At 48.4% G+C, this 14,583-nt stretch carries 13 protein-coding genes; 2 read left to right on the top strand and 11 right to left on the bottom strand.

Going from position 1 to position 14,583, the window contains the following annotated elements; genetic code table 11:
* Positions 1-204 (top strand): hypothetical protein (locus tag ASG16_RS31130; RefSeq protein ID WP_206750644.1); only part of this gene is annotated, 204 nt, incomplete at its 5' end.
* A 105-nt stretch (positions 205-309) separates the two neighbouring features.
* Here the strand turns inward: ASG16_RS31130 and ASG16_RS06425 are convergent.
* The 10 genes from ASG16_RS06425 to ASG16_RS06375 all read right to left on the bottom strand — a co-directional run bounded on the left by ASG16_RS06425 (position 310) and on the right by ASG16_RS06375 (position 12,497).
* Positions 310-1,095, bottom strand: coding sequence for a 3-hydroxybutyrate dehydrogenase (locus ASG16_RS06425; RefSeq protein WP_056491593.1), 786 nt, complete (start codon positions 1,093-1,095; stop codon positions 310-312).
* 46 nt (positions 1,096-1,141) lie between these two features.
* Positions 1,142-2,524: a GntP family permease gene (locus tag ASG16_RS06420; protein WP_048036091.1), complete on the bottom strand. Its 1,383-nt coding sequence runs from the start codon at positions 2,522-2,524 to the stop codon at positions 1,142-1,144.
* Between the two features lie 405 nt (positions 2,525-2,929).
* The gene (locus ASG16_RS06410; RefSeq protein ID WP_056491595.1) at positions 2,930-4,300 is read right to left on the bottom strand and encodes a sigma-54 interaction domain-containing protein; all 1,371 of its coding nucleotides are present in this window, start codon (positions 4,298-4,300) and stop codon (positions 2,930-2,932) included.
* A gap of 113 nt (positions 4,301-4,413) precedes the next feature.
* Positions 4,414-4,800 carry an MmcQ/YjbR family DNA-binding protein gene (locus ASG16_RS06405; protein ID WP_056491597.1) on the bottom strand — a complete coding sequence of 129 codons (387 nt, stop codon included), beginning with the start codon at positions 4,798-4,800 and terminating at the stop codon, positions 4,414-4,416.
* Between the two features lie 31 nt (positions 4,801-4,831).
* Positions 4,832-6,058 carry an MFS transporter gene (locus ASG16_RS06400; protein WP_056491599.1) on the bottom strand — a complete coding sequence of 409 codons (1,227 nt, stop codon included), beginning with the start codon at positions 6,056-6,058 and terminating at the stop codon, positions 4,832-4,834.
* 277 nt (positions 6,059-6,335) lie between these two features.
* Entirely contained in the window at positions 6,336-7,676 is a 1,341-nt protein-coding gene (locus ASG16_RS06395) for an alpha/beta hydrolase-fold protein (protein ID WP_056491601.1), read from the bottom strand.
* Between the two features lie 9 nt (positions 7,677-7,685).
* On the bottom strand, positions 7,686-8,705 hold the full coding sequence (locus ASG16_RS06390) for a FecCD family ABC transporter permease (protein ID WP_056491603.1): 1,020 nt from the start codon (positions 8,703-8,705) through the stop codon (positions 7,686-7,688).
* Positions 8,698-9,705, bottom strand: coding sequence for a FecCD family ABC transporter permease (locus ASG16_RS06385; protein ID WP_056491605.1), 1,008 nt, complete (start codon positions 9,703-9,705; stop codon positions 8,698-8,700). Before ASG16_RS06385 ends, ASG16_RS06390 begins: the two co-directional genes overlap by 8 nt.
* 19 nt (positions 9,706-9,724) lie before the next feature.
* A complete protein-coding gene (locus tag ASG16_RS06380; RefSeq protein WP_056491607.1) occupies positions 9,725-10,735 on the bottom strand; it encodes an ABC transporter substrate-binding protein in 1,011 nt (336 codons plus the stop codon).
* Positions 10,736-10,847: 112 nt separating this feature from the next.
* A complete protein-coding gene (locus ASG16_RS06375; RefSeq protein ID WP_056491609.1) occupies positions 10,848-12,497 on the bottom strand; it encodes an ABC transporter substrate-binding protein in 1,650 nt (549 codons plus the stop codon).
* Between the two features lie 257 nt (positions 12,498-12,754).
* Here ASG16_RS06375 and ASG16_RS06370 point away from each other — a divergent pair, with 257 nt between their 5' ends.
* Positions 12,755-13,768: an ATP-binding protein gene (locus ASG16_RS06370; protein ID WP_056491611.1), complete on the top strand. Its 1,014-nt coding sequence runs from the start codon at positions 12,755-12,757 to the stop codon at positions 13,766-13,768.
* A 283-nt stretch (positions 13,769-14,051) separates the two neighbouring features.
* Here the strand turns inward: ASG16_RS06370 and ASG16_RS06365 are convergent, their stop codons facing one another.
* Positions 14,052-14,567, bottom strand: coding sequence for a DinB family protein (locus ASG16_RS06365; RefSeq protein ID WP_056491613.1), 516 nt, complete (start codon positions 14,565-14,567; stop codon positions 14,052-14,054).
* Positions 14,568-14,583 lie beyond the last annotated feature (16 nt).

Below are 14,583 nucleotides of genomic sequence, written 5' to 3'. Positions count from 1 at the left end.
CTCTCCAATAAAGTTTGTTACTGGTTCAAAGCTGGCAAATCATTAAATGATAGACTCATTAACGCTTTCGCTGTTCAGTTTTCAAAGAGCATTTTTGTCGAACGCTTTATATCTTATCACGTTCGTTATTTACGAGTCAAGAAGTTTTTTATCGAATCTCGTTTTCTTTTCTCGTATTTTGTCGTCGTTCTTGGCGACAAGTAATAATCTATCACATAGAAAAAGAGAATACAAGACCTTTTTTACTAGTTTTTTAAAAAAGATAGCGAAATTAAAAAAGCCCCTATAAAAACAGGGGCTTTAACAGTCTTACTGCGCTGTATACCCGCCGTCAATGACGACAGCCTGGCCCGTGACGCCTGACGCTTTCTTGCTAGCTAAAAAGGCAGCGTAGTTCGCTACTTCCTTTACTTGCAGCAGTCGCTTCTGTGGCACCAGCGGGTAGATGACTTCTTCCATCACCTTTTCCAACGGCACATTTCTTGTCTTAGCCAAATCCGCTAATTGGTTTTGTACCAGCGGCGTGTCGACATACCCCGGACAAATGGCATTTACCGTAATACCAGCCGCTGCTCCTTCCAGGGCCGCAACCTTGGTAAGCCCGATGACTCCGTGCTTGGCACTGTTGTACGCTGCCTTTCCCGCAAAGCCAATCAAGCCGTTGATCGAAGCCATATTGATGATACGACCATGACCTTGTTGCTTCATAATGGGGAACACGTGTTTAATCGCAACAAAAGGCGCTGTCAGCATAATACTGAGCATTTGTTCAAATTTTGCAGTCGGAAACTCTTCTATTGGAGAGACAAATTGCAATCCGGCATTATTCACTAAGATATCGAGGCTGCCAAAAGTCTTGACTGTCTGCTGGATGCACTCCTGCATTTGTACCTCGTCGGTGACATTACAGCCAAAGCTGATTGCTTCGTGGCCTTCCTTTTGCAATTGGGCGGCTGCTGCTTCCGCTAATTCCCCATTCAAGTCCAGTATGACGACTTTCGCCCCGTCCTCGGCAAACGTCCGGGCAATCTCCAATCCAATTCCGCTCGCTGCCCCTGTTACTACTGCTACCTGCTGCTCCAACAATTTCTCCATACCCAAGTATCTCCTCTCCTGCTCCTCATTTTCTCTGTCTATAAAATTAGAAAATAGAAACGGCAAATGCCAGAATGAATACGACAGCTGTTTTCAAAACCGTAATCGCGAAAATGTCTTTGTACGATTGACGATGAGTCAAACCAGTAATCGCGAGTAGTGTAATGACAGCTCCGTTGTGCGGCAATGTGTCCATACCACCGGAAGACATCGAGGCAATACGATGCAGCAACTCAGGGCTGATTCCCGCAGCATTCGCCATCTCCAGGTATTGCTTGCCCATAACCTCCAGCGCGATCGACATTCCTCCCGACGCTGAACCTGTCACACCTGCCAGTACGTTTACAGCCAGAGCCTCAGAAACCAACGGATGATCACTAGCTCCCATAATCCAGCCTTGGATGAGCTTGAAGCCTGGCAATGTTTTCACAACGTTTCCGAATCCAACTTCGGAGGCAGTATTAAAGATCGCCAAAAGAGAGCCCATCGCGGCAGCAGTCAAACCACTAGCCAGCTTGTTTTTGACTTGCTTCACATTGATTAAAAGCGCGGCAATAATCCCAAGACAGAGCGAAATAATCAGTGACCAAGAAGATACGACGTTTTTCACTTTCTCAATTTTAAATGATTCTTTGAGGATCGCTGGATCGTACCACGTCTCTACTGTCCAAATCCCTCTACTGAACATATAGTTACCCACAAGCACCAATGCCAACGGGAGAATCGCCACCCAGATGTTCATGTAGGATTCATTTTTGATCAATTCCGGCTCGTTCGTATGTCCCTCGCCGTAGCCTTCCCCAGCAGCGACAGCTTGTTTGCGTCTGCGCTCCAGCCATAACATCCCGCCAATGAAAACCATAATGGCGCCAATCGTTCCAACAACAGGTGCAGCATAAGCATCCGTACCAAAATAAGTCGTAGGAATAATGTTTTGAATTTGTGGTGTACCCGGCAAGGCGTCCATCGTATACGTAAAAGCCCCGAGCGCAATCGTTCCTGGAATAAGACGCTTCGGAATATTGGCCTCGCGGAAAATCGCGGCGGCAAACGGATACACCGCAAACGCCACAACGAACAGGGAAACCCCGCCATACGTCAAAATCGAACATGCCAGAACGACAGCCAAAATCGCACGATTAGAGCCAAGTGCCCTTACAATCGTGTGGGCAATGGACGAGGCAGCACCGCTCAACTCCATGACTTTTCCGAAAATGGCACCCAGTAAGAAAATAGGGAAGAATGATTTCACATAGTTCGCTGCATTCGTCATAAAGGTTTCGGTGTAGCTCGGCAAAAGAGATATCCCGGAAAGGACAACGGCCAGCAGCGTAAAAATAGGGGCAAATACGATAACAGGATAGCCCCGATACGCAAAAAACATCAGGAGACCGAGCGAAATCAAGATGGATAACACTTCGATGATCATATAATTCTCCTTTCAATTTTCTCCTCCGCTTACAGAGGAAATTCTGTGTATTCACTTGGAGAAAACGCTTTCATATCCTACTCAATTGCATGGACCATGCCAACTCCAGCGGATTCCAGAAAAATCGTTCAACCATACCCGTTCATCGTGTCTGGACTGTTGGTAAGCAGATGATAGCGTTTGCAGTTTTTCCGGATTTCCGGAAATTTCTGTCCGGTTTTATGGAATCTAGCAAAAATCTGCCTAACTTTTCGGGAATCTGCTCAAGGAAGGCTACTGGGTTTAAGCAAAATTTCATCTTGCTCTATTCCAGAAAACCGGAATCTACCAAAACGTTGGTCCTGTAGATGAAAAAAGCCGCGAACCTGGCTCAACGCCACATCCCCGACTTATACACGCCTCGTACTACTGATACTTCTCCCACTTTTCGTAAAAGCTGGACTTGCTGATTTGCAGCAGCTTGGCGGCGGTAAGCTTGTTGCCCCCTGCTTGCTGCATCGCTTGGCGAAGTGCTTCCTGCTCAGCCTCTTCCAAGACTTCTTTCAATGGCCGAACGACATGAATTGGACTCGACAAGGACGCGAGCGCCCCTTCGTCAGATACAGGCAGCCAAACATGCTCCTTTTTCAGGACATCGTCTTCGAGTAGATGAAGGGCTCGTTCCAGCACGTTTTTCAACTCCCGTACATTGCCTGGCCAGGAGTAGCCCCGAAGTACGTTCCACACCTCTTCATCAATGGCCCTGACCACAACGCCAGTGGACTCCCCAAGCTGTTTGAGCAGATTCGAAACCAGCTCTGGCAAATCCTCCAAACGTTCGCGCAACGGAGGGATCGAGAGTGACACGACATTCAAACGATAATAGAGGTCCGCCCGAAATTTCCCTTCCTTGATGCTTTGAAGCATGTCCGAATTCGTGGAAGCAATCACTCGCACATCAATTGGCGTCGTCCGAACAGCACCTACCCGCTCGACTTCTTTTTCCTGCAAAACACGCAGTAGCTTGGCTTGCAGCGGCAACGGCATGTCCCCGATCTCATCCAACAAAATGGTTCCGTGGTTGGCAAGCTCGAACTTTCCTTTTTTTCCGCGGCGAACAGCTCCGGTAAACGCACCTTCTTCATAGCCAAACAGCTCTGATTCCAGCAAAGAATCCGGAATAGCGGCACAATTCACCCGAATGAACGGCCCCATTTTCCGCTTGCTCTCGGCATGAATGGCGTGGGCAAACAGCTCCTTGCCCGTCCCGCTTTCGCCTGTGATGAGCACAGTCGAATCGCTTTTCGCAACTTTCTGAGAAAACTTTTTAAGCTCCTGCAGCTTCTGGCTGTACCCAACGATTTGGTCAAAATGATAGGTAGCCCCCATCCGCCGCCGCAGCTCTTTCTTATAATAGGTCAGCTCATCCTTCAACTGAGCCACCATCGCAGCCAAAGCAGTAAGCTCCTGCACATCCTGGAACAGCACCGTTCCCAGAACCGCAATCACTTTTCCTTCGTCCATGATCGGGATGCGATGCGCAATCATGTTCTGTCCTTTTATTTGCTGAATGTCGGCGATCTCGGCAACACCCTCCTGACCGACAATATGCATCCGCGTGTTTTCGATGACATCCGTCACTGGCTGTCCGATCACGTCCTGTACATTCAGAAATTCCCGATAGCTCCGATTCAATAAGAGTATTTTTCCGTCCTTGTCCGTTACGATCATCGGTTCATGGGCATTTTCAAAAACGACCTCAAGCAATTTACTCATCTGCTGGAGATTCCAATCCAAAACCGGCTCCCCCTTTGTCTGAATGCTGCTGTGCCAAACGTTCGCTCACTACTCATCACGCTAAAATTATACAGGAACGATCAGGGGAGGTGTGCTTTTTCATAAAGGCTGTGTTATCGAGGCTGCTCTTGCAATTGTTTGACCAATCGCTTGGGCGCCGCGCACATATAGCCTTCCCGTATGTAATCCTCGATTTCACCATAGCTAGTCACGTTTTTGTCCAGGATCGAAACCCAGCCGTGATGGCCGATGTATGGCGTCTTGTAAAAATGCTCCTGCGCAAGCAAAATCTCTTGAGTCGTCTTCAGCACCTTCACAGAAAGGGAGGGGCCTTCAATGCCCCCCTCTCCCAAAATGACAAACGGCTTGTCGTTTACGCGAAACGATGTATGTCCAAAAGCGTCTACCTGCTCCGTAACTTCAGGCAACCGCATCGCCAGCTCGCGAACAGCAGTTACCATCTTCAAACCTTCTATAGAAGAAATCTGTTCGTGCACCATCTGGTCCAAGCCTCCCTTTGCTTCCAAACGCTCATATACCAGTCTGTTCTGTACTTTGCACCACGTTTCCTTCCCGCATACGATAAAGCGGCAAAATAAAGCTGAGACCAATGATCATCAGGAATGCAGCGATCCCGTAAATGACTGCGAGCGGAAGATGCAGCTTCAATACCCCCGTAATACTCATCATGACGACCATGGAGCCTGTAAACAACGGGGTCAGTATTCCATTCACCCGACCGATGAAGGTACTCTCGGTATTTTTAAGCAGCATGGTGTTGATCCCAATTTGAATGGAGGGCAAGAGCAATCCCGCGATGAACTGGGCAACAAGCGTCAGCCACAGATTCGCGGACATCCCGCAAATCGCTACTGCGACTGCATTTCCAAGAAGCCCCATGACTAATAACTTTTGCGGTGGAATCGTTTTGGCAGCAGCCATCGTCATGGCCCCTCCAGCAATCATCCCCACACCTTGGGCAGTAATTAACCATTGCAAGCTTTCTTTCGGCAATTGCAGTTGTTCGGTCACGAGAAAAATCCCAAGCGGCTGAATCATTCCCAATGAGAAACCAACAGCCAAAAAGCAAAAGCCAAGCATTGACAATACGCGACTGGAGAAGACATAACGAATCCCGCTGACCATCTCCCCAAGCAGTGCCGTTTCTTGCTGGCCTTCTTTCTCGACACGATCTGGCGGCAGCAAATACAGGACACCGGCCGCAGAGAGGAACGCAACTGCCGTGATGACCATGGCAATCTCCATCCCCCATTGCTGGAACACAAATGTACCGACAATCGGACCAAATACCATGAAGATCGCGAAAATAGTCTGATACGCGGACATTCCTACCTGAAGCTGTTCACCAGGTACATGCAGCTTGAACAGCTTCATTCCGGACGGTTGGGAAAACTGAGAGAGAATGGCTGAAATAAGCGTGGCAAAAAAGATGGCCTTCCACGAGCCGTAAACGAAGGTAAGCAGCACTCCGACAACTGATAGAGCACTGAGCAACTCACACCAGACCATCGTTTTTCTCGGTTTCCAGCGATCAGCAAACGTACCAGCAAGAAAGGAAAACAGAAAGATTGGCGCATATTCCGCCACAGAAATCATGGAGACAGCGAACGGATCGCCTCCTGTATGATCCATCACATAGAGCAGAATCGCCATGTTGCGCACCCATACTCCGATTTGCAACAGAAATGCTGATAACAAAATAGCCCTGACATAGCGGTTTTTCAAAACATTTGACATAAAAAAGCCTCCTTATCCATTGCGATCTGGACAGGAGGCTACGCATATTATCGTCAAAAAGACATAGAAACCCTTTGGTGAGTCTAAAAAGGATCTACCATCTATTCGCCAATATGCACATACTACCCCTATCCAAAAACGCATCGATTTATCCGATTGGTTTTGTGGAAATAGGAGTTAGCAGATCATTGGCTTAATGGTCACCCTTTCTTGTAGAATGAACCAAGGGTACCACAAAAAGTAATCTTGTGACAAGAAAAATTCACTTGATCTTGTCCTATGCCTTGTCGACAAGTGTGATGCGTTCTGTTGCAGGAATACGCGGCTGAGCGCCAGGAATCGCGGCTGGATAACCGATATGCAGGTTCCCCAGCACTTTTTCTCCTGGTCGAATGCCCATCGCTTCACGGAATTCCTGCTCGTGAATCCATGGGTACGTCTCCCATGTCAAACCAATGCCTTTTTCCCACGCCAGCAAGCTAAAGTTATGAATAACAATGCTGGTCGAAGCGAAATCGTCCTGACGCGTAATCAGGTTCGGACTTTCTTCCATGATGACCGTCATCAGCATCGGGATGGCCATGATTTTATTGTAAAACTTCTCGCCTACTTCTTTCTTTTTCGCAGGATCAATCTCCCGCTTTTCCTTCATGATCCGCACGGCTTCGGCGATTCTTCTCTTACCTTCCCCGTATGTCACGATAAAACGCCACGGCTGTGTCATGTGATAATTCGGTGCCCACACGGCTGTATCCATCAGTTCAGTAACCAACGCAGGGTCTACCTCACGATCTGTAAAGCGATGAATTGAGCGGCGCTCTCTAATCAATTTGGCCAGTTCCATTCCTGTCTCCTCCTTCTCATTCCAGAGCCATTGCAACGCCCCCGGAAATCTGGCGTTTGCACATTTGCTCAAATGATCCGCCCCTTCGTCAATGAACAGGGCGAGCTGATCCGCTGTAAAGCCGCTATCCGCCAATATCTGATGCGCTTCTTTTGTCAGCGGAACCATTTGTTTCTGGATGTTTTGTTTTTTGGCACCTTCCTTACTGCCAACATCCATGTAGATGCGCAGCTCGGGATGGTACATTTTCTTTTCCTGCATAAATGGAACCATGCCCTCATACCAATACGATCCTGAAATGCTGCCGATTTTCGTGAAAACATCCGGATATTGGTGCGCAGCGTACATCGAGATCAAGCCACCAAGCGAAAATCCGATGATCCCTGTTTTTTCCGGCCTAGGGTCTGTCCTGTACTTGCTGTCGATATACGCCTTACATTCATTGGCGACGTAAGAAAGATACGCATCTCCTTGCCCGCCAAAATCAATGTTCCGCTCAGGCGAGATCGATTTGGAAAACCAAGGTGTATAGTCATCCCTGCGGTTTCCTGGTTGGATGCCGACGAGAATCAGCTCAGGAATTTTTCCCTCTGCAAACTTTTCTTCAATTACATCGAGTGCAGTACTAAAAGCAGGATCAAACAAGTCACCGCCATCATGGACATACATGACGGGAAAACGGGATGTACTCTTGTCATAGGATGGCGGCAAATATACGAGCAGAGCTCGGTGATGGCATACGTCTGCAAACAATTGTCCCTTCACAATTTGCACGTCCCCTCTTTATTTTTTTCTTCTACTCAGTAGATAGAAGAAATACGGAACACCGATGATGGAAATGACGATACCCACTGGCAGTTCAATGGGTGTAAACACGGTCTTGGCGATAAAGTCCGCTGCCACGACCATGAGCATCCCGATTGTTCCCGACAAGGGAAGAACATACCTGTGCTGGATTCCCGTCAGACGCTTCGCAATATGCGGTGCCATCAAGCCGACGAATCCGATGCCTCCGGAAACTGAGACACACGCGCTCACGATCCCGATACTCGACAGCAGGAGAATATTGCGCTCCTTTTCCACAGACACACCCAGATTTTTGACGGACTCCTCGCTCAGTTGAAGCAAATCGAGAATATGCACCTTGCGCATCAAAACAGGAATGAGTATGACTAGCCATGGCAGCATCCCTGCAATATGCGTCCAGTTGGCACTCCAAATACTTCCCGAGAGCCATACGGTTGCCATTTCAAAATCGTTGGGATTCATTTTTAACGAGAGATACAGTGACACGGCACCCAATCCGGAGCCAATGGCGATCCCCACGAGAATCAGTCGTTGTGGGTCAAGCGCCCCGTTACGCCAGGCGAATAGATAAATCAGTCCAGCCGCAAGCAATCCGCCTGTCAAACCGAACAAAGGCATGGCCATGATGGAATACCAGCTCGCCTCCATGAATTGTCCACCGAAGAAAAACATAAAGGCGACGATAGCGGCTCCTGCCCCAGCGTTAATGCCCAATATCCCCGGATCAGCCAGCCCGTTACGGGTGATCCCCTGAATGACGGTACCAGCGACCCCCAAGCCAAAGCCGACCAATGCCGCAATAACTATCCGCGGCAGGCGAAAATCGAAAATAACCAAATCGTATTCCGCTACAGGATCAACACGCAATAACGTACGGATGACATCCATCACCGTCATGTCAAATACACCGTTGGTCACGCTGATATAAAGCGCCAGCAAAATCAAGGCAATGTTGACAAGTAACAGCAAACGAAATCTACCTTTTTGATTAGGCATGCTTTCCCCCTCCTCTCTTGTAAATCAAATAGAGGAAGAACGGAACGCCAATAAAAGCCGTTACCACACCGATTGGGGTCTCAAAAGGACTGTTCATAAATCGGCTGAGAACGTCAGACAGGGCCAGGAAAATGCCGCCCAATAGTCCTGCACACGGAATGATCCATCGATAATCGAGACCTACCAAAAAGCGGGTAATATGCGGAATAATCAGCCCGACAAAAGCGATTTTTCCTGCCAACGCTACAGAAATGCCTGTCAGAATGACGACAGCGGTCGTTGCCAGCACTTTAACCATCACCGTTCTCTGTCCGAGACCGCGAGATACTTCGTCGCCCAAAGACAAGATCGTAATCGATTTGGACAAAAGAAGTGCGAGGACAATACCGACGATGGCAAAAGGAACCGCTAGCTTCACCAGCCCAGGCTCCAAGAGATGCAGCCTGGCATTGTACCAGAAGCTGACGTTTTGCGAGACTTGAAAATAAGTAGAAATCGCGGCTGAAATACTGCTCAAAAAGGTTCCCGTAATCGTGCCGATGACCGCCATCCCTACTGGCGTCAAGCCGTTCGGCAACAGTCGGGAAAAAGCGAGAACCATCGCGACTGCGAGTGCTGAACCGATTAAGGACATGGTAATCATCGTGACACTCGTAGCGGATGGAATGAACACCATGCACAGCGTAACAGCAAAGACCGAACCGTCAGACACACCCATAATAGAGGGGGACGCGAGGTAATTCCTCGTCATTCCCTGCATCAACGCTCCTGATATCGCTAAAAATGCTCCGATCATGAGTGCGCCCAAAACTCTCGGCAAACGAGAGTGCATGACAATTTGATGATCGACATTCCCTTCATCAAAGGCAAAGAAAGCTTGATAAATCGTCCCTGCATCAATCGACTTGGCCCCGTAATGAATGGAGAGCCAGATTGTAAGGAGGATCACCACTGGCGAAACAGCTAGTATGATCATGGAAGTTGCTTTTTTGGATTGCATAGCTTACCCTCGCCCACTTTTACTTGGCAGACAATTTTTCTACAGCCGCCTTCAGGAATTGTGTTTTGCTCCAAGCAGTACCGCCTTGTGCGAGAGGATCAACCACGTTTACGTAAACATTGCCGTTTTTCACAGCATTCACGCTCTTCCAAATCGGGTTGTTCTGCAAATCTTCCAATGCGTTTGGCTTGTCTTTATTCTCGTCTGGAGAGAATTGGATGAACAGGTAGTCCGGGTTGATTTGGCTGAACTTCTCCATGGAGATAATTTCTTGTGCCTTCGCTGCTTTTACTTCTTCAGGTGCAGTCAAACCAAGGTCTGCGTACAGAGCTGGATTGAAGAACACCTTCTCTGGATAGATGTTGATATTTCCTTGGCGCAGACGAATCACGAGTACTTTTTTATCCTTCAAGCTCTCGCCCCATTTTGCTTTGGTTGCTTCTGCCTCTGCTTTGTACGCTTGGAGCGCTTTTTCGGCTTCCGCTTGTTTGCCGGTCAACTCACCCAGCAACTGCAGATTCGCTTCCCAGTTGGTCGAAATGTGGGAAACAGGGAAGGTAGGCGCAATTTTGTTCAATTTCTCAGCCATCTCGGGCGGGAATTTACTGCTTCCCAGAATGACATCAGGCTTCAAGGACAGGATGGTTTCCAGGTTCGGTTGGATTTTTTCCCCGATGGATGTAGCTTCGCCCGTAATCGGTGCAAACATCTCCGGGAATTTACCGCCTACAGAAATCGCTCCTACCGGTTTCACGTTCAGTACCAGCGAATCTTCCATGGACTCCATGCTGCCTACAATGGCGATCCGTTCTGTTTTGCTAGGAACGGTATATTCTTTATCCAAATATTTGATCGTGCGTGTCTCTGCTTTATTAGCTTCATCGGCTGGCTTTTCTGCTGTAGCTGTTGTTGTTGTCGCAGGTGGTGCAGTAGGTGCAGTCGTGTTATTCGTTGCTTCTTTTCCTCCGCCGCACGCTGTCAGAGCCAATGCCAGCGCTGCAATGCTCAAGCTTAGGTATATCTTTTTCATTCTTGAAAGACCCCTCTCAGAAATGTAATGTTTCACTTCAGATGATTGATAACGATTATCATTCGTGATTATAAAGCATCCACTCATGCCCGACCATGGACGAAATCCAGAATCAACATGGACGATCTCCTGAAAATAATCTCACACTCTCTTCCACGATCCGTTCATGAGCCGTTGCCGAGTATTCTCGCCAAGGGTCCGACATAATGAGATGCGCCCGATTGTTGCGGACTGCTTCGATCTCTTGCCATGGTCCCGACGCTTTCAAAGCTTGGAAGCATGCCAGCGTTTCAGCTTCTTGGCAAACCAACAGCAGCAAGCGATCTGGCGCGAGCGCAGCCACTTCCTGTACAGTCACAAGCTGGTCGTACTCGTTCTGCTCCGAGACAAAAGCAGGTTTGACTTGCAGATCCTGATGAAACACTTCATTCATACTGCGATTGCAGTGGACATAGAGCTGGTTTTTCAAAATCCGCACGATGAGTACCGTTTCATCGCCCAGAACGTGTTGAAGCTGTGCCCTGGCCCTCTTCACCTTTTTCTCATACTCGCAAAGCCAATGATGCGCTTCCACGGACTCGCCCAAAAAGTCTGCCATAAGCTGAAGTTGTTCTTTCCACCCCTGCTCTTCAAAGGGTACATACAAAGTGGGCGCAATCTCGTTCAGTTGCTTCTGTTCCTGCAAACTCGTCTCGTCCAAGCCAATGATGACGTCCGGCTTGGCATCGCGAAGCATTTCGATGTTGGCTTTCCAATTCTGATTAATTCGAAACGCGCTCAGATGTACCGGGATATCGTTGCGATAGCTGTGATGATAGTAAGCCGTCCATTTCGGGTGCAGCGGCGCCGCGTAAGGAATCATTTTCAAAGCCAGCAAATGCCCGATGATCGTCGAGCCGTACGCTGCAATTTTTCGTTGGCGGCTTTTCATATAGAGTGTGGGTGAAACTCCGACAGCTTTCTTGAATTTTCGACTAAAGTAAAACTCGTCGTTGTAGCCGACTTGATGAGCGATATCGCGCAGCTTGGCATGGGACTGTACCATCATCTGCTTCGCCCGGCTGATACGAAGCTCTGCCAAATAATCCATAGCTGAGATACCATACGTTTTTTTGAACAGATCGACGAAATATTTTGGACTCACATCTGCGATGCGCGCTAGCTGTTCAATCGTCACATTTTCCGAGTAATGCTCTTCCATATGTGCGCGCGCCCGCTCCAGCGCCATACCAGAATCCGTGGATGAGAAGTGAGCATGCTTGACGATGTGGTACCATAGCTCTTGAAATGTGTGTTGGCCTCGGAAACGCTCGAGCGCCGTCTCCTGCTTCCACAAATTCTGGATCAAATCACAATAGACAGGAAGCTGCCCTGCCGATTGAACAGAGATCTCTCCCCGAAAAGGAAACAGATGCTTTTCCCGAAGAGCTTGAAAGCGCCGATGCCTGTCTCTCGTTTCCATAAAGACATCAAAACGAAGCATGTACATCTCCAAATGATCAGCGGAATCAGGGACGATGCCAAACGTAAGCATAGGAGGACATACGTAAATCGCGTCCTGCCGCAATTGGTACTCCTCGTTCTCCAGTCGCAGGCGCCCTCGTCCGCCGGTTACTACCAGCAAAATATGCGAATGGGTGAATTGTTGGCGTAGTCGGTCATGTCCTTGTGCTTTGAGCCATGTAATGTCACGCAGCTTAAAAATGGCTTCTGCCATGGTCTTCTCTGTGAATTGTTGAACCAAGGCTTGTGTTTCGTTCATGTTCTCACCTCTGCCCGATCCTCTATGTAAATATTGATAATAATTATCATTATCACCAATAGAGAAAGTATATCAAAAGTGACGCTTGCTTCCTATCAGGAATATTTGATCGATTTGAACCGATAACTTGAACGTGGTATGGTACGTACCAATAGTAAGGGAGCGACGGGAGGGAGTGCGCTGGACGCAAGACGCTTTAGTATCTACGATGATTTATCAACTGGAACCATTCAACATAACGGAGTGAAAATGAAGATATGAAACGATATGTTCTACCTTTTTTCTCTAGCCTCGTCGCGATTACTTTTGTGACAGGGTGCACCTCTGCCTCTGATCAACTGACGGTAAAAGACCCTGCCCCACCTGCGACTGAAAACACAGGTCAGTCTCCCGCTGATGCGACAAAAGGCGAAAAGCCTGCCAATGATTTGCTCAAGCAGTTCACCGTACTAGCTGCGCAAGCCAAGGAAGCGAATGAGCTAACTGCCTTTTTGGATCAGCATCTGGCGAAAACGGACCCGAAAACTGCCGATCAATTATTTTTTGAACTTGATCAGTACTACGAAAAACATCTGCCTACGATAAACGATAACTTCAAGGCACTCCTCGCCCAGCCGGGAAATGCGGATAAGCTGTATGCCTTGCAATACCCATATGATTTCAACAAGCTAGAAGGCGATGACAGCTTCAAGCAATGGCTCCTCAATCAAACGGAAGGCGGACTCGTCTTAAAAGCAACGAACGACATGTCCTTCTACTGGCAAGTGGATTACAAAGCACTGCAAAAATATGCCTCTTCGCTCGGTGAGGAAGGGAAGGACTACTTATCCATTCAAGAAACGGAAACGAGCAAACCGTATTTGGGTGACGGCGGGTTGCAAATCACGCGGGCCGAGCTCGGACCCAGAATGGTTGAAGTCGAAGAGTATCTGGTCAACTACCGCAGTAGCCCACGTGCAGTGAAACTTCGTACGCTCTATATCGACTATCTCAAAACATACTTGTCTGATTACCGTTATGAGGCCATTGACGAAGCAACAATGAAGCTGCTCCCGGCCGTCAAGGAAGAGTATCAGAACTTTACCAAGAAATATGAGGCTACGAAAACAGGACGGATCGTGAAGGATTACTTGAGCGAGGTCGCTAAAAATAATGACGTGGTCTTTGAACCCGGCAAGTCTGGTGAAAACATCATTGGAGAACGAAAGCCGAACCTTAGTCAGTTCTTGAATGGGCTCGAGGTGCGGATTGCTCGGACGATGAATCCTTAAAAGAAAACCGTTTGCGTGGCTGTAGTGGAGGAGAGGGAACAGGAGAAAACGACTCAGCTTCTAGGGCCACCCGCTGGGGGATTGACTGGCCGCCTCCATGCAAAAAGCGAAACCGCGTCCAAAGTGGTCCCCTCAGGATGTGTTTCAGAGGTGGACGCTTAAAGGCGTGTTTCGCTTTTTGCATGACGTCTCGGTCGGTGTCCCTAAGATCTTCGCTGTTTTCTCCTGTTCCCTCTTACAAGCTGCTTGATTTTTCGGTAGGTGATAAAAAATGAAAAGACTTTTATTGTTCTACCGCGGAAGTCTCAAATAAATAAAAAATGTAATCGGAGGAAGCTCCCGCGTGACCCATTTGTCTGAGCATGGCGGAGATATTGCCTCGGTGATAGGTTCCGTGGTTGGCGACATGCTGGACGATGTCGGCATAACGAGCATGAACCGTGCCTAATGCCGGGTGCGTATATGGCGCGGTGTCTTCCATCGAGATTTGCCCGAAGAAATCCCTGAACTGTTGGGCTGATTCGGCAAACAGTTTTCGCAGTTCGTGTACGTTCTTTCCTTTTAATTCTTGCAAGAGAACCCCTACTTTTTGTCCTACCTCTTCGTAGCTCTCCCCCTTCATGGCTAACAACCAAACATAATCCGTCTTGAGCATGTGAGCCAGCGTCTGGGTGATGGTCGGAAACACACTCGGGACCTCCTGCTCGCTTACTCCCTCTGGTACCTCCTGCAACCGCTCGAATACCTTTTCATTTGCCCATACATGATATTCGTACAAACGCAATGCTTCATGCTTCATAATCAATCTGCCTCCA

This window comes from Brevibacillus sp. Leaf182, assembly GCF_001423865.2.
GTDB lineage: Bacteria > Bacillota > Bacilli > Brevibacillales > Brevibacillaceae > Brevibacillus > Brevibacillus brevis_C.
The sequence above is the reverse complement of the archived record's forward strand: the minus strand, read 5'-3'. Positions and strand labels throughout refer to the sequence as shown.